The sequence below is a fragment of the Aeromonas sp. s6 genome (assembly GCF_040907815.1).
GTDB lineage: Bacteria > Pseudomonadota > Gammaproteobacteria > Enterobacterales > Aeromonadaceae > Aeromonas > Aeromonas caviae.
In genome coordinates this window covers 13,411-28,430 of sequence record NZ_JBFOCN010000015.1, presented here as the reverse complement: position 1 = coordinate 28,430, position 15,020 = coordinate 13,411, and the positions used below count along the sequence as shown (strand labels likewise).

The following is a 15,020-nucleotide window of genomic DNA, read 5'->3' as shown; positions in this document are numbered from 1 at the left end:
CTTAGCGGTTGTTCACCTTCTCGTGCAGCTCCTGCACCGAGTTCACATTGGCGGTGGCATCGACACTGATGGCCATGCAGGTGGCGAAGGCCGCGTGCAGCGTGGTGGTGTAGGCCACCTTGTGCTGCAGGGCGCCACGGCGCAGCTGCTTGGAGTCCTCGATGGCCTGACGACCCTCGGCGGTGTTGACGATGTAGGTGTACTCGCCATTCTTGATGCGATCCAGAATGTGCGGACGCCCCTCGTGCACCTTGTTGACCAGACGCGGGTTGATGCTCGCCTCGCCCAAGGTCACGGCGGTGCCGTGGGTGGCGTCGAGGTCATAACCCAGCTCCAGCAGCTTGGCGGCCAGGTTCACCACCCGCTCCTTGTCGCCGTGGCGCACGGACAAGAGGGCGCGACCTTCGCTCGGTACCTGGTGACCGGCACCCAGCTGCGCCTTGGCATAGGCCTCGGCGAAGCTGCTGCCCACCCCCATGACTTCACCGGTGGAGCGCATTTCCGGCCCCAGCAGCGGGTCCACACCCGGGAACTTGGCGAACGGCAGTACCACTTCCTTCACCGAGTAGTAGGGCGGGATGATCTCGGTGGTGAAGCCCTGTTCTTTCAGGCTCTGACCGGCCATGACGCGGGCGGCGATCTTCGCCAGCGGGGCACCGGTGGCCTTGGAGACAAACGGCACGGTACGGGCGGCACGGGGGTTCACCTCGATGAGGTAGATCTCGTTGTCTTTCACCGCGAACTGCACGTTCATCAAGCCCACCACACCGAGTTCCAGCGCCAGCTTGCGCACCTGCTCGCGCATCTCGTCCTGGATGGACTTGGACAGGGTGTAGGGCGGCAGGGAGCAGGCGGAGTCACCGGAGTGGATACCGGCCTGTTCGATGTGCTCCATGATGCCGCCGATAACCACATCGGTACCGTCGCAGATAGCGTCCACATCCACCTCGGTGGCGTCGTCCAGGAAGCGGTCCAGCAGTACCGGCGACTCGTTGGAGACGCTCACTGCCTCGGCGAAGTAGCGGCGCAGGTCCTGCTCGTCATAGACGATTTCCATGGCGCGGCCACCCAGCACGTAGGAGGGGCGAACCACCAGCGGGTAGGTGATGCGCGTGGCCAGTTGCACGGCCTGCTCCAGGGCGGTGACGGTGCCGTTTTCCGGCTGCTTGAGCCCCAGGCGCTCGACGGCGGACTGGAAGCGCTCGCGATCTTCCGCGCGGTCGATGGCATCCGGGCTGGTACCAATCACTGGCACGCCGTTGGCTTCCAATGCCCGCGCCAGTTTCAGCGGAGTCTGGCCACCGTACTGGACGATGACGCCCTTGGGCTGCTCGACCCGCACGATTTCCAGCACGTCTTCCAGGGTGACCGGCTCGAAGTAGAGGCGGTCGGAGGTGTCGTAGTCGGTGGAGACGGTTTCCGGGTTGCAGTTGACCATGATGGTCTCGTAACCGTCTTCGCGCAGGGCCAGGGCCGCGTGTACGCAGCAGTAGTCGAACTCGATGCCCTGACCGATACGGTTCGGGCCGCCACCGATGACCATGATCTTGTCGCGGTTGGTGGGGTTGGCCTCGCACTCTTCGTCGTAGCTGGAGTACATGTAGGCGGTGTTGGTGGCGAACTCGGCCGCGCAGGTATCGACCCGCTTGTAGACCGGGAAGATGTTGTGGCGGGCACGCAATTTACGCACTTCACCTTCGGCCACGCCTAGGATCTTGGCCAGACGGGCGTCGGCAAAGCCTTTGCGCTTGAGGGCGCGCAGGAAGTCGGCATCGAGACCGGCCATGCCGCGCTCTTTCACCTGCTCTTCCAGTTTCACCAGCTCTTCAATCTGCACCAGGAACCAGGGGTCAATCTTGGTCAGCTTGAACACGCCATCCATGGAGAGGCCGGCGCGGAAGGCGTCGGCGATGTAGAAGATGCGCTCGGCACCAGCATCCTGCAGCTCGTGACGGATGCGGGTCAGGGAGTCGGGGGCGTTCAGGTCAACCATGGGGTCGAAGCCGGTCTTGCCGGTCTCGAGACCACGCAGGGCCTTGTGCAGGGACTCCTGGAAGTTGCGGCCGATGGCCATCACTTCACCCACGGACTTCATCTGGGTGGTCAGACGGTCGTTGGCGCCGGCAAACTTCTCGAAGTTGAAGCGCGGTACCTTGGTGACCACGTAGTCGATGGCCGGCTCGAAGGAGGCCGGGGTACGACCGCCGGTGATGTCGTTCATCAGTTCGTCCAGGGTGTAACCGATGGCGAGCTTGGCGGCGATCTTGGCGATGGGGAAGCCGGTCGCCTTGGAGGCCAGCGCAGAGGAGCGCGACACCCGCGGGTTCATCTCGATGATGACCATGCGGCCGTCTTTGGGGTTGATGCCGAACTGGACGTTGGAGCCACCGGTCTCGACACCGATCTCGCGCAGCACCGCCATGGAGGCGTTGCGCATGATCTGGTACTCCTTGTCGGTCAGCGTTTGGGCTGGCGCGACCGTGATGGAGTCACCGGTGTGGATGCCCATGGGGTCGAAGTTTTCGATGGCGCAGACGATGATGCAGTTGTCGTTGCGATCCCGCACCACTTCCATCTCGTACTCTTTCCAGCCGATGAGCGACTCGTCGATGAGCAGCTCCTTGGTCGGGGAGAGATCCAGACCGCGCTCGCAGATCTCCACGAACTCTTCGGTGTTGTAGGCGATGCCGCCGCCCGAGCCACCCATGGTAAAGGAAGGACGGATGATGCAGGGGAAGCCCACCATCTGCTGCACGCCCCAGGCCTCTTCCATGTTGTGGGCGATGCCGGCACGGGGGCACTCGAGACCGATGCTGCGCATGGCCTTGTCAAAGCGGGAGCGATCCTCGGCCTTGTCGATGGCGTCGGCGGTGGCGCCGATCATCTCGACACCGAACTCCTTGAGCACGCCATGCTGCTCCAGCGCCAGGGCGCAGTTCAGCGCAGTTTGACCACCCATGGTGGGCAGGATGGCGTCCGGGCGCTCTTTCTTGATGATCTCGCGCACCACTTCCCAGGTGATGGGCTCGATGTAGGTGGCGTCGGCCATCTCCGGGTCGGTCATGATGGTGGCCGGGTTGGAGTTCACCAGGATGACGCGGTAGCCCTCTTCTTTCAGGGCCTTGCACGCCTGGGCGCCGGAGTAGTCGAATTCGCAGGCCTGACCGATGACGATGGGGCCGGCGCCGAGGATCAGGATGCTCTGTAGGTCGTTACGTTTTGGCATGGCTCTCTTTATCCTCTTAGGCGCGATACTGCTTGATCAATTCAATAAAGTGGTCGAACAGACCGGCACAATCGTGCGGGCCCGGGCTCGCTTCGGGGTGACCCTGGAAGCTGAAGGCCGGACGGTCGGTGCGATGGATGCCCTGGAGCGATCCATCGAACAGGGAGACGTGGGTGGCACGCAGGCACTCGGGCAGGGTCTGCTCGTCCACCGCAAAGCCGTGGTTCTGGGCGGTGATCATCACGGTGTTGTCGTCCAGACTCTTCACCGGGTGGTTGGCACCGTGGTGGCCGAACTTCATCTTGATGGTCTTGGCGCCGGAGGCCAGGCCCAGCAACTGGTGGCCCAGGCAGATACCGAACACCGGGGTGCTGGTATCAAGGAAAGCCTTGATAGCTTCGATGGCGTAGTCGCACGGCTCGGGGTCGCCGGGGCCGTTGGAGAGGAAGATGCCATCCGGGTTCATCGCCAGTACCTCGGCGGCCGGGGTCTTGGCCGGCACCACGGTCAGGCGGCAGCCACGGTCCACCAGCATGCGCAGGATGTTGCGCTTCACGCCGAAGTCGTAGGCCACCACGTGGTATTTCAGCTCATCGGCCACCGGGGTGACGTGCCCCTTGCCGAGCTGCCAGCTGCCTTCAGTCCAGCTGTAGGATTCGCTCACGGTCACTTCTTTGGCCAGGTCCATCCCCTTCAAACCGGGGAAGGCGCGGGCCTGTTCGAGGGCATGGGCTTCATCGAGCTGCTTGCCGGCCAGAATGCAACCGGCCTGAGCGCCTTTTTCACGCAGGATGCGGGTCAGCTTGCGGGTGTCGATGTCGGCGATGCCAACGATGTTGTGAGACTTGAGGTAATCGGAGAGGGATTGCTGATTGCGGAAGTTGGAGGCCAGTATCGGAAGGTCCCGGATGATGAGGCCCTGAGCATGGACCTGACTGGACTCTTCATCTTCGCTGTTGGTGCCGGTGTTGCCTATATGGGGGTAAGTGAGGGTAACGATCTGACGGGAATAGGAGGGATCTGTGAGGATTTCCTGATAACCCGTCATCGACGTGTTGAAAACCACTTCACCAACGGAACATCCCTCGGCGCCTATCGACACGCCTTTGAACACAGTTCCATCTTCCAGCACTAGCAATGCAGTGTGATTCAAGACAACCTCCCGTTATTTAGCTTTAAATTCAGCAATTTACCTGGGTGTTGCGGGCTCGGTTCCGGTCTTTGACAGGACTCGAACCCGGCAGATTTCTGGCAAATTGGGCGCATTCTACTTAAAAACGATCTCATTTCAACGTCTTTTCTCGTTTGAAATGCATCTAAATTCAATAAACAAGCAACATTACCCATTATCTATGCACTCACTCGCTTTGCAACCCCCTCTTCAAAAAGAAAAGCCAAACACAGACAACAAAGCGGCACCCGATGCCATGCAACGTACAAAAAACCAAATTTACCACTTAATAAACAGCAAGATAGAAAATTAAAAAACAAACAACACAACAGCAAAAACACCATTTGAAGCCAGAAAAGTGAACACCAAGAATAGAAAACGTTTTTCTTGGATTGCATTTTTAGTCTATTTCACATCAAGGCGAAATGCCCCCCGCAGGGGAATATTGAGACCCAAACCCGTTACCCCTTGATGACATTTTTGTCGCAAGAGGGTGGCAAGCTTGTAAGAATGGCAGGATTTAGCGAGGTTCACTCAAAAAGTGATGATTAAGGCTCATTTCTACAAAAAAGTGACAAAAAACCCCGGCGGACCGGGGTTTGGCAACCAGTACGGGAGTCTGCACTCCCCCTGAAGACGGTTTATTTCAGACCGAGCACATCCTGCATATCATAGAGACCGGCCCCTTGCTGGCCGAGCCACTTGCCCGCCCGCACTGCACCGTTGGCGAAGGTCAGACGGCTGGAAGCCTTGTGGCTGATCTCGACCCGCTCGCCGATGTCGGCGAACATGACGGTGTGCTCCCCCACCAGATCTCCGGCGCGGATGGTGGCAAAGCCGATGGTGTTGCGATCCCGCTCACCGGTGATCCCCTCACGGCCATAGACGGCGCACTCTTTGAGATCCCGGCCCAGGGTTTTCGCCACCACTTCCCCCATGGAGAGCGCGGTGCCGGACGGAGCATCCACCTTGTGTCTGTGGTGCCCCTCGATGATCTCGATGTCGGTGTACTCCCCCATCACCCTGGCTGCCTGCTCCAGCAGCTTGAACACCAGGTTGACACCGACCGAGTAGTTGGAGGCGAAGACGATGCCGATCTGCTTGCCCGCCTCGTGCAGGGCCGCCTTGCCCGCCTCGTCAAAGCCGGTGGTGCCGATCACCATCTGCTTGCCATGAGCCAGTGCAAAGGCGAGGTTCGCCAGGGTCACCTCGGGGCGGGTGAAGTCGATGATGAGATCGAACTCGTCCTTCACCTTCTCCAGACTGTCGCTGATGATGACGCCAAGGCGCCCCAGGCCGTTGAGTTCACCCGCATCCAGACCGATCACGGCAGAGCCCGGTCGTTCCAGCGCCGCTCCCACCACCACGCCCTCGGTGTTGGCGATAGCCTCCAGCAGCACCTTGCCCATACGACCATTACAGCCCATCACGGCCACACGGATCGGATTGTCCATCTCCACCCTCTCATCTCTTTATTATGGAAAGAGACCGTTTTACCAGCCCGCGTCCCCTTTGAAAAGCCCGATCTGGCCCGCCAAACAACCCCGACATTTAAACGATAAATTCAATAAAAACAGAATAAATGACGGAATAACCAGACAAGTCAGAATCACGAAGCAAAAAGCCCTATCCATCTGGACGGCTATCTTGACCCGGGCGGGCCGACTCACTACTGTTGGCCCCCCATGGTGGCAGGATGCCCGCCCTGTGCCCGCCCCGGAGGCGCCACAGGCAACGACAGGAGGTCATTGTTCAAGTTTCGAGGAACACATGATCCAGACCCAACCCCGTGCCAGAGCCCTGCTGCCCCTTCTGGTCTTTCTTGCCCTCTTCATCGGTACCGGTACCTGGCTGACCCTGCAGGGGGTCGAGTTCGCCTTCTACCAGCTCCCCGCCCCCGTTGCCGCCCTGCCTGCCGTCATGCTGGCCCTGCTGATGGGACGCGAGGGGTTCAACAAGAACCTCGAGACCTTCTTCAAGGGGGTGGGCGAGAGCAACATCATGGCCATGTGCCTCATCTATTTGCTGGCGGGCGCCTTCGCCACCGTGGCCAAGGCCACCGGCGGGGTTGATGCCACGGTCGCCCTCGGCCTATCCCTCATTCCGGGCTGGTGCCTGCTGCCGGGGCTCTTCCTCATCTCTGCCTTCATTGCCACCGCCATGGGTACCTCCATGGGCACCATCGGCGCCGTGGCACCGGTGGCGCTGGGCGTCGCCCAGGCCGCCGGCATCGATCCGATGCTGATGGCGGGGACCATCCTCTCCGGCGCCATGTTCGGGGACAACCTCTCCATCATCTCCGACACCACCATCGCCGCCACCCGCAGCCAGGGCTGCGAGATGAAGGACAAGTTTCGCGAGAACATCAAGATTGCCGCCCCCGCCGCCGTGCTGGTGATCCTGTTCTATCTGGTGCTGGGCTCCACCGGTGAAGCGCCGGCCCCCACCGCCGAGGCGGACTTGCTCAAGGTCGCCCCCTATCTGCTGATCCTGGTGCTTGCCCTCTCTGGCATGAACGTCTTCATGGTACTGGGGCTCGGCATCCTGGCGGCCGGTGGCGTGGGGCTGCTTGATAGCTACTCCCTCGGCCAGTTCAGCAAGGACATTTACCAGGGCTTTACCAGCATGCAGGAGATCTTCCTGCTCTCCATGCTCATCGGCGGTCTGGGTGCCCTGATGGAACGCCAGGGGGGGCTCGCATGGATAAGTGAGCGCATCGCCGCCCTGATTGCCCGCTTCACCCGCCACCACGATGGCGAGCAGAACGAGAAGGCGGCCGAGCTCGGCATCGCCGGTGTGGTGAGCCTCACCAACCTGTGCACCGCCAACAACACCGTGGCCATCATAGTCGCGAGCAAGGTGGCCAGGGATCTGGCGGACCATCACGGGGTCACCCCGCGCCGCGCCGCCTCCATGCTGGACATCTTCTCCTGCGTGGTACAGGGGCTCATCCCCTGGGGCGCCCAGGCGCTGCTGCTGGGTTCCATCTTCGCCCTCTCGCCGATCCTGGTCGTGAGCATGAGCTTCTACCCCATGGCGCTGGCACTGGCCGCCATCGTGGCCGTCTTCCTCAAGCACCAGATGGGCGCAGTGGCTCCCGCCCCCCACCGCTCCTGACGCCCGACCTCAGGGGCCGCCCGGCTGGCGGCCCCGCCATCGGCTTTTCATCCCATCGGCCCCTTGCTAAGGTAGCGCCAGCCCACCTTTGCCCAGGAGTCCCCATGCCGGATACCCAACCCGAACGCCAGAACCTGCGCCAGCTCATTCGCCAGCGCAGAAAAAGCCTGAGCCAGGCCGAGCAGCAGGCGGCGGCCCAACAGCTGGTCGAGCGCTTCCAGGAACACCCCGGCATCCTCGCGGCCAGGCGCATCGCCCTCTATCTGGCCAACGACGGGGAGCTCGATCCCCTGCCCGCCATCCACTGGCTGTGGGCCCGGCAAAAGGAGGTCTACCTGCCGGTGCTGCACCCCTTCACCCCGGGTCACCTGCTCTTCTTGCGCTACACCGCCACCACCCCCATGACCCGCAACCGCTACGGCATCGCCGAGCCCGAGCTCGACGTGCAGCAGGTGCTGCCCCACAGCATGCTGGACATCATCTGCACCCCGCTGGTGGCCTTCGATGAGGCTGGCAACCGCCTCGGCATGGGGGGCGGCTACTACGATCGCACCCTCGCCTGCTGGCACGAGCACCAGCTCGGCCCAAGACCCCTGGGGCTCGCCCACGATTGCCAGCAGGTTGATGCCGTCCCCCGGGAGCAGTGGGACGTGCCGCTCCCCCAGATCATCACCCCCAGCCGCAGCTGGCACTTTGCCTGATGAGGCGGGGGCGCCCCCTTCGGTTCAATAAACAGGCAAACGATTTACATCTTGGGGATTTTTGCGCCGGAACGTGAGCACCATGGTCGCTCTGGGGGGGATGCTTGGATATAATGCGCCCGCTTTTTCCATAAGGATCCATCATGACTCAAGATGAAATGAAGAAGGCGGCCGGTTGGGCTGCGCTCAAATACGTGGTACCCGGCACCATCGTCGGGGTGGGCACCGGCTCTACCGTCAATCACTTCATCGACGCACTGGCGACCATGAAAGACCAGATCAAGGGCGCGGTGTCGAGCTCCATCGCCTCCACCGAGCGTCTCAAGGGTCTCGGCATCCCGGTGTTTGACCTCAACGACATCGATGCCCTCTCCGTCTACGTGGATGGTGCCGACGAGATCAACGCCAGCCGCGACATGATCAAGGGGGGCGGCGCCGCCCTGACCCGCGAGAAGATCGTCGCCGCCGTGGCCGACCAGTTCATCTGCATCATCGACAACACCAAGACCGTCGACGTGCTGGGCACCTTCCCCCTGCCGGTGGAAGTGATCCCCATGGCCCGCGAATACGTGGCCCGCGAGATCCGCGCCCTTGGCGGCAACCCGGTGTGGCGTGAAGGGGTGGTGACCGACAACGGCAACATCATCCTGGACGTCAAGGGCATGGCCATCACCGATGCCAAGGCTCTGGAAACCCGCCTCAACAGCATCGTGGGCGTGGTCACCAACGGCCTGTTCGCCCACCGTGGCGCCGACGTTGTGCTGATCGGCACCCCCGAGGGTGTGATCACCAACTAAGGCCCGCTCCCCGGACCTCCCCCTCCGGGCAAGCCCCCGCCCGGGTCAGTCAATCTGACTGCCCCAAATGGACAACGGCGCCTCATGGCGCCGTTTCTGGTTATCCCTCAATGGGTTGTAGCAGCACATCTGCAACAATCGTTGATAACTTCAAAGAATTTGACTTTCGTCACAAATATTCCCTCTCCCAAACGTTTTTGCTACTTTACGGTTTTCTTCACACTGCAAGCCTGAACGCATTTTTCAAAACAATAGAGGGAACGTCATGACAGCCAAGTTTTCGCTGGACAAGGATAAGATCAAGGTACTGCTGCTGGAGGGAGTCCATCCCAACACGGTGGAGACCTTTCGGGCAGCCGGCTACACCAATGTGGAATATCTGAAGAGGTCCCTGTCGGAAGAGGAGTTGATCGAGCGCATTCGTGACGTGCATTTTGTGGGCCTGCGTTCACGTACCCAGATCACCGAGAAGGTGCTGGATGCCGCCACCAAGCTGGTGGCCATCGGCTGCTTCTGCATCGGCACCAACCAGGTCTCCCTCGACGCCGCCCACGTGCGCGGCATCCCCGTCTTCAACGCCCCCTTCTCCAACACCCGCTCCGTGGCCGAACTGGTACTGGGGGAGATCCTGCTGCTGCTGCGCGGCATTCCCGAGAAGAACGCCAAGTGCCATCGCGGCGTCTGGGAGAAGCTGGCCAACCGCAGCGTCGAAGCCCGCGGCAAGAAGCTCGGCATCATCGGCTACGGCCACATCGGCACCCAGCTTGGCATCATCGCCGAGATGATCGGCATGAAGGTCTACTACTACGACATCGAGAACAAACTCTCCCTTGGCAACGCCATCCAGGTGCCGAACCTGGTGGAGCTGCTCAACATGTCTGACGTCATCAGCCTGCACGTACCGGAAACCGCCTCCACCAAGGATCTCATCGGTGCAGAGCAACTGCGCATGATGAAACCGGGCGCCATCTTCATCAACGCCTCCCGCGGCACCGTGGTGGACATCGACGCCCTGGCCGACGTCATCAAGAGCGGCCACCTCTCCGGCGCCGCCATCGACGTCTTCCCGGTGGAGCCCAAATCCAACGACGAGGAGTTCCTCACCCCGCTGCGCGGCCTGGACAACGTGATCCTGACCCCCCACATCGGCGGCTCCACCCAGGAAGCCCAGGAGAACATCGGTCTGGAAGTGGCCAACAAGCTGGTCAAATACTCCGACAACGGCTCCACCCTCTCCGCGGTCAACTTCCCGGAAGTCTCCCTGCCCGGCCACAAGGGCTCCAGCCGCCTGCTGCACATTCACCGCAACCAGCCCGGCGTGATGAACCAGATCAACCAGATCTTCGCCGACGAGGGGATCAACATCGCCGGTCAATACCTGCAGACCAGCAGCGAGATCGGTTACGTGGTCATCGACGTCGAAACCGAGCACAGCGAGAAGGCCCTGGCCCGTCTCAAAGAGATCAATGGCACCATCCGTGCCCGGATCCTGCACTGATAAGCCCTTATCTGCGCAGCAAAAAGCCCGTCGTGATGACGGGCTTTTTTATGTCAGGAGAAAGGCTGCTCTCGCAACCTACCACCAGCCCAGCAGGTTGCGGCCCACCAGGGCTCCCCACACCAGGGCATTGAGGGCCAGGGCGATGAAGACGGCGGCGGAGCCCAGATCCTTGGCGCGGCCCGAGAGTTCGTGATGCTCGGAGCCGATGCGATCCACCACCGCCTCCACGGCGGAGTTGAGTACCTCGACGATCACCACCAGCCAGCTGATACAGACGAGCAGCAGGATCTCGTTGAGGGAGTCACCTATCCAGAATGCCAGCGGCATCAGCAGCAAGATGAGCAGCAGCTCCTGACGGAAGGCGGCCTCGTTGATCCAGGCCGATTTGAGACCTTTCATGCTGTAACCGGTTGCGTTGATGATGCGGGTGATCCCGGTCGCGCCTGGCTTTGCCACGATAACTACCTCATTTGAAATGGCTTTTGGGTTCACATCCTATCAGAGCCGCCCAAGGTTTCCATCGGGTGACTTTTGCTTTATTTTATCCCCTTGCATTTTGGCATCCCGCCCACCTTATCCACTCGAGAATTGAGTCGTATGTCCATTCACACCGATGAATTGCGCACCCGTCGCCTGGAGGCCCTGATCACCCCCAGCGAGCTGGCGCACGCCTTCCCGTTAACCGACACCATCGCCCAGAACCTGCTGGATGCCCGCCGCCAAGTGGAAGCCATTCTGTCCGGTGAGGATCAGCGCCTGCTGGTCATCGTCGGCCCCTGCTCCATCCACGATCCCGCCGCCGCCCACGAATACGCTCTGCGTCTGAACACCCTGCGTGAAGAGTACAAAGAGAGCCTGTGCATCGTGATGCGCACCTACTTCGAGAAGCCACGTACCATCGTCGGCTGGAAGGGGCTCATCAATGATCCGCGCCTGGACGGCAGTTTCGACGTCAATGAAGGGCTGAAACTGGCCCGCAAACTGCTGGTGGACATCAACGAGACCGGCATGCCCACCGCCACCGAGTTCCTCGACATGGTGACCGGCCAGTACATCAGCGATCTCATCACCTGGGGCGCCATCGGCGCGCGCACCACCGAGTCCCAGGTTCACCGGGAGATGGCCTCCGCCCTCTCCTGCCCGGTGGGGTTCAAGAACGGCACCGACGGCAACACCCGCATCGCCATCGATGCGGTGCGCGCCGCCCGTCACAGCCACATCTTCTACTCCCCGGACAAGGACGGCAAGATGACCATCTACCGCACCGCCGGCAACCCCTACGGCCACGTGATCCTGCGCGGCGGCCACCGTCCCAACTACGACACCGCCAGCATCGACGAGGCGTGCGAGGCTCTGGCCCAGGTGGGCCTGCCGGAGCGCCTGGTGGTGGACTTCAGCCACGGCAACAGCATGAAGGATCACCGCCGCCAACTGCTGGTGGCCCAGGATATCTGCGATCAGCTGCGCCGCGGCCGCACCGGCATTGCCGGCATCATGGCCGAGAGCTTCCTGGTGGAAGGGCGTCAGGACGTGGAGAACGGCTGTGCCGCCACCTTCGGCCAGAGCATCACCGATGCCTGTCTGTCGTGGAGTGACACCGAAACCCTGCTGGCCATGCTGGCAGAAGCCGCCCAGGTGCGGCTGAACAAGCAGAAAGCCTGAGCAACCGCTCAACGCTCTCTCTACCAAAAGAGCCAGGCATCACGGATGCCTGGCTCTTTTCATTTCCACAGTGATTCACTCGCCCCCTTGGCTTCACTCAGCCTCTGCAGGTTTTCAATACTGTATCCGTAGTCGACAGAGCGGCTCCCTTCTCCCACTTGTTTTAAAAGAATGGGAGAAGGGCGGGGATGAGGGGGCAGCCCGCCTCACAGGCTCGGCATAAACCAGATGCGGCCGGCCGCCTCGATGCGATCGGTGCGGATCTGGAACACCCGCTCCAGCAGCGCCTCGTCGATGATCCCGACGTCCCCTTCCCCCACCACGCGGCCCTGTTGCAGGCAGAGCACGCGATCCGCCCAGTCGATGGCCAGATTGATGTCGTGGATGGCCACCACCACCAGCAATCCCTGTGTAGCCAGTTGCTTGAGCAGCCGCAGCAGCGCCATCTGGTGATGCAGATCCAGCCCCGCCAGGGGTTCGTCCAGCAGCAGCACCCGCCCGGTCGGATTGAGGCTTGGCCACAGTTGCAGCAGGGTGCGGGCGATCAGCACCCGCTGCTGCTCCCCCCCGGACAATCGGCTGAAGTCCCGTGCCAGCAGAGGTGCCAGTTCCAGGGCGTCGCACACATCCGCCACCGCCTGCGCCTGAGCATCGGGGCCCCCCTCCTCCAGCCCCAGGCTCAGCACCTGGAACACCGGGATGTGGAACAGCTGGGGCTGGCGCTGGGGCAGCATGGCGCGCCGCATTGCAAGCTCGGGCCAGCTCAGGGTCGTGATGGCCTCTCCCCCCAGCAAGACGGCGCCATCGGCGGGCAGCAGGCCCGCCAGGGCCCCGAGCAGGGAGGACTTGCCGCTGCCGTTGGGGCCGAGCAGGGCCACCAGCTGACCACCGGACCAGGCCAGATCCAGGGGGGCGAGGCGATGGGGGATGGCCAGGGCGCGGGCCTCCAGCCGCCAGGGGGCGGGATCAGCGGGACACATCGGCATCTTGCCTCAGCAGCAGATAGATAAAGAGCGGGGCGCCCACCGAGGCGGTGATGACCCCGATGGGCAGTTCACCGGCGTGCAGCGCCGAGCGGGCCACCAGATCGGCCCCGAGCAGCAGGGCGCCCCCCCCCAGCGCCGAGGCGGGCAGCAGGAAGCGCTGATCGCTGCCACCGCACAGGCGCAGCAGGTGAGGCACTACCAGGCCGACGAAACCGATGACGCCGCACAGTGAGACCGCCACCCCGGTGAGCAGGCAGACCGCCAGCACCAGGCGTACCCGCATGCTGTCCACGTTCAACCCCATAAGGCGGGCCTGGGTCTCCCCCAGCAGCAGTTGTTGCAGTGCCCGCCCCTGCCAGCAGAGCCAGCCGAGGGTGAGGGGCAGCACCAGCCACCACCAGGCGAGCTGCTGGCTGCCGTAGGCGAGGCTGCCCATCATCCAGAACATGAATTCCCGCAAGGCCCCGTCGTCGGCGAAATACATCAGCCAGGTCATGGCCGCATTGGTGAGGATGCCGATGGCGACTCCGAACAGCAGCAGCCGCCCATGGCCGAGCCGTGCCCGGCGTGCGAGACGGATGAGCAGCATGGTCACCACCAGGGCGCCGCCAAAGGCCGCCAGCGACAGCCCCCAGCCCGGCAGATAGAGCCCGAGCCCCTTGGCCACCGCCATCGCCACCATGGCGGCCAACCCCGCGCCGCTCGAGACGCCGAGCAGGCCGGGTTCCGCCACCGGGTTGTGCAGCATCACCTGGAGCACGGCACCGCCGCAGGCAAGGGAGGCCCCCGCCAGCAGAGCCAGCAGGGCGCGCGGCAGGCGCAGCTCCAGCAGGATGCGCAGCTCCAGATCCCCCAGCGGCTGCCAGGGCAGCAGCACGAACTCCCCGAGGGCGAGGGAGAGCAGGAACAGGGCCAGGGTCAGCAGCGACAGCAGGAGCAGCCAGCGGCGCTGCCAGCGCTGCTGGCGACGGATGAGGGCGAGATACACGGGATCCCCAAGAAGTGAGGCCCGCCGGGGGGCAGGCAGGAAAGCTGCATGATAACAGCGCGTTACCACCCAAGGTCAAGGCTGGTAGGGCTTGGCCAGCGCCGCTATCTCGCCGCTCTCCACCATGGCTTGCAACGCCTGCGCCAGCTTGGGGCCCAGCTCGTGGTGGGGTGAGTGCTTGCTCATCCCGAGGTAGAGCACCACCGGGTTGGGGGGCTGGAAGGGTGCCTTGACGAGGCCGGCGTCGTTGCGCTGGCTCAGGGCGTAATCCACCTGGCAGTCGGTCCCTATCATCAGGGGCAGGTGGCCCCGCTCCACCATGCGCTGCAACTGGTCTTCGGTGGGGACCCCGTGCTTGTCTAGCTGGGTGTCGCCATCGAAGGGGGGGAAGTAGGCGGAGTTGAGCACATAGCCAATCTCGCGGCCTCGCAGATCCTCGTAACGCCTGAGACCTGCCACGGCGGCGGGCTTGCCATAGAAGGCAGGCCGGCACTGGTAATAGGACGGCTGCAGGTAGTCGATGAAGGCGGCCCGCTCCTCGGTGTGAGCCAGCCCTATCATCAGATCCACCTGACCGGTCTGCATCTGTTTGAGTGCCCGTCCCCAGGGCACCCGTTTGAGGGTGAGCACAATGCCGCTGCGTGCCTGCAACTGGCGCAGAATGTCGATATCCAGCCCCTGGAAGTCGTCGTTCTCTGCCAGCATGCGAAACGGCGGCCAGACATCGGTGGCCACCGTCAGGGTCGGCGCACCTTGCGCCCAGCAGGCAAAAAACAGACAAAGCGCACCCCAGCTTGTCTTGCCCATCCAGCTTTCGCCTTCTTTTGTTACATCCTTGTGAGCTAAAAATACCCTCAAGCACCACTTATGA

12 protein-coding genes are annotated in these 15,020 nt (G+C 62.5%); 5 read left to right on the top strand and 7 right to left on the bottom strand.

From position 1 onward, the window contains the following. Position 1: 1 nt before the first annotated feature. The 3 genes from carB to dapB form a co-directional block, all read right to left on the bottom strand. Positions 2-3,226: a carbamoyl-phosphate synthase large subunit gene (gene carB / locus AB5Y50_RS01025; RefSeq protein WP_103260345.1), complete on the bottom strand. Its 3,225-nt coding sequence runs from the start codon at positions 3,224-3,226 to the stop codon at positions 2-4. A gap of 16 nt (positions 3,227-3,242) precedes the next feature. Further along, positions 3,243-4,379: a glutamine-hydrolyzing carbamoyl-phosphate synthase small subunit gene (gene carA / locus AB5Y50_RS01020; RefSeq protein WP_323885836.1), complete on the bottom strand. Its 1,137-nt coding sequence runs from the start codon at positions 4,377-4,379 to the stop codon at positions 3,243-3,245. A 659-nt stretch (positions 4,380-5,038) separates the two neighbouring features. After that, complete coding sequence (dapB, locus tag AB5Y50_RS01015; RefSeq protein ID WP_336576089.1) at positions 5,039-5,851, bottom strand: 4-hydroxy-tetrahydrodipicolinate reductase; 813 nt, start codon at positions 5,849-5,851, stop codon at positions 5,039-5,041. A 316-nt stretch (positions 5,852-6,167) separates the two neighbouring features. Between dapB and AB5Y50_RS01010 the strand changes: the two genes are divergently transcribed. The 4 genes from AB5Y50_RS01010 (at position 6,168) to serA (ending at position 10,510) form a co-directional block, all read left to right on the top strand. Next, entirely contained in the window at positions 6,168-7,514 is a 1,347-nt protein-coding gene (locus AB5Y50_RS01010; protein ID WP_052816483.1) for a Na+/H+ antiporter NhaC family protein, read from the top strand. Positions 7,515-7,618: 104 nt separating this feature from the next. Beyond that, a complete protein-coding gene (locus tag AB5Y50_RS01005) occupies positions 7,619-8,215 on the top strand; it encodes a 5-formyltetrahydrofolate cyclo-ligase (protein ID WP_039040382.1) in 597 nt (198 codons plus the stop codon). A gap of 143 nt (positions 8,216-8,358) precedes the next feature. Beyond that, positions 8,359-9,012, top strand: a complete 654-nt coding sequence (gene rpiA / locus AB5Y50_RS01000) for a ribose-5-phosphate isomerase RpiA (protein WP_039040383.1) — start codon at positions 8,359-8,361, stop codon at positions 9,010-9,012. A gap of 265 nt (positions 9,013-9,277) precedes the next feature. Continuing rightward, positions 9,278-10,510, top strand: a complete 1,233-nt coding sequence (gene serA / locus AB5Y50_RS00995; protein ID WP_319886550.1) for a phosphoglycerate dehydrogenase — start codon at positions 9,278-9,280, stop codon at positions 10,508-10,510. 78 nt (positions 10,511-10,588) lie between these two features. Here the strand turns inward: serA and AB5Y50_RS00990 are convergent, their stop codons facing one another. Beyond that, a complete protein-coding gene (locus tag AB5Y50_RS00990; protein WP_039040385.1) occupies positions 10,589-10,969 on the bottom strand; it encodes a diacylglycerol kinase in 381 nt (126 codons plus the stop codon). 141 nt (positions 10,970-11,110) lie between these two features. On the opposite strand from AB5Y50_RS00990, the gene AB5Y50_RS00985 reads away from it, so the two are divergent. Then, a complete protein-coding gene (locus AB5Y50_RS00985) occupies positions 11,111-12,175 on the top strand; it encodes a 3-deoxy-7-phosphoheptulonate synthase (protein WP_042014687.1) in 1,065 nt (354 codons plus the stop codon). A gap of 206 nt (positions 12,176-12,381) precedes the next feature. On the opposite strand, the gene AB5Y50_RS00980 is transcribed toward AB5Y50_RS00985, so the two are convergent. The 3 genes from AB5Y50_RS00980 to AB5Y50_RS00970 form a co-directional block, all read right to left on the bottom strand. Continuing rightward, a complete protein-coding gene (locus tag AB5Y50_RS00980) occupies positions 12,382-13,155 on the bottom strand; it encodes an ATP-binding cassette domain-containing protein (RefSeq protein ID WP_319886552.1) in 774 nt (257 codons plus the stop codon). Beyond that, positions 13,142-14,149, bottom strand: a complete 1,008-nt coding sequence (gene btuC / locus AB5Y50_RS00975) for a vitamin B12 ABC transporter permease BtuC (protein WP_039041213.1) — start codon at positions 14,147-14,149, stop codon at positions 13,142-13,144. The genes AB5Y50_RS00980 and btuC overlap by 14 nt, the downstream gene beginning before the upstream one ends. A 75-nt stretch (positions 14,150-14,224) precedes the next feature. Then, a complete protein-coding gene (locus AB5Y50_RS00970; RefSeq protein WP_319886549.1) occupies positions 14,225-14,956 on the bottom strand; it encodes a transporter substrate-binding domain-containing protein in 732 nt (243 codons plus the stop codon). Positions 14,957-15,020 lie beyond the last annotated feature (64 nt).

Bases quoted from the DNA above. Each gene is read 5' to 3' on its own strand.
- carB (WP_103260345.1), bottom strand. From the start codon at position 3,226: ATGCCAAAACGTAACGACCTACAGAGCATCCTGATCCTCGGCGCCGGC.
- dapB (WP_336576089.1), bottom strand. From the start codon at position 5,851: ATGGACAATCCGATCCGTGTGGCCGTGATGGGCTGTAATGGTCGTATG.
- AB5Y50_RS01010 (WP_052816483.1), top strand. From the start codon at position 6,168: ATGATCCAGACCCAACCCCGTGCCAGAGCCCTGCTGCCCCTTCTGGTC.
- AB5Y50_RS01005 (WP_039040382.1), top strand. From the start codon at position 7,619: ATGCCGGATACCCAACCCGAACGCCAGAACCTGCGCCAGCTCATTCGC.
- rpiA (WP_039040383.1), top strand. From the start codon at position 8,359: ATGACTCAAGATGAAATGAAGAAGGCGGCCGGTTGGGCTGCGCTCAAA.
- serA (WP_319886550.1), top strand. From the start codon at position 9,278: ATGACAGCCAAGTTTTCGCTGGACAAGGATAAGATCAAGGTACTGCTG.
- AB5Y50_RS00985 (WP_042014687.1), top strand. From the start codon at position 11,111: ATGTCCATTCACACCGATGAATTGCGCACCCGTCGCCTGGAGGCCCTG.
- AB5Y50_RS00980 (WP_319886552.1), bottom strand. From the start codon at position 13,155: ATGTGTCCCGCTGATCCCGCCCCCTGGCGGCTGGAGGCCCGCGCCCTG.
- AB5Y50_RS00970 (WP_319886549.1), bottom strand. From the start codon at position 14,956: ATGGGCAAGACAAGCTGGGGTGCGCTTTGTCTGTTTTTTGCCTGCTGG.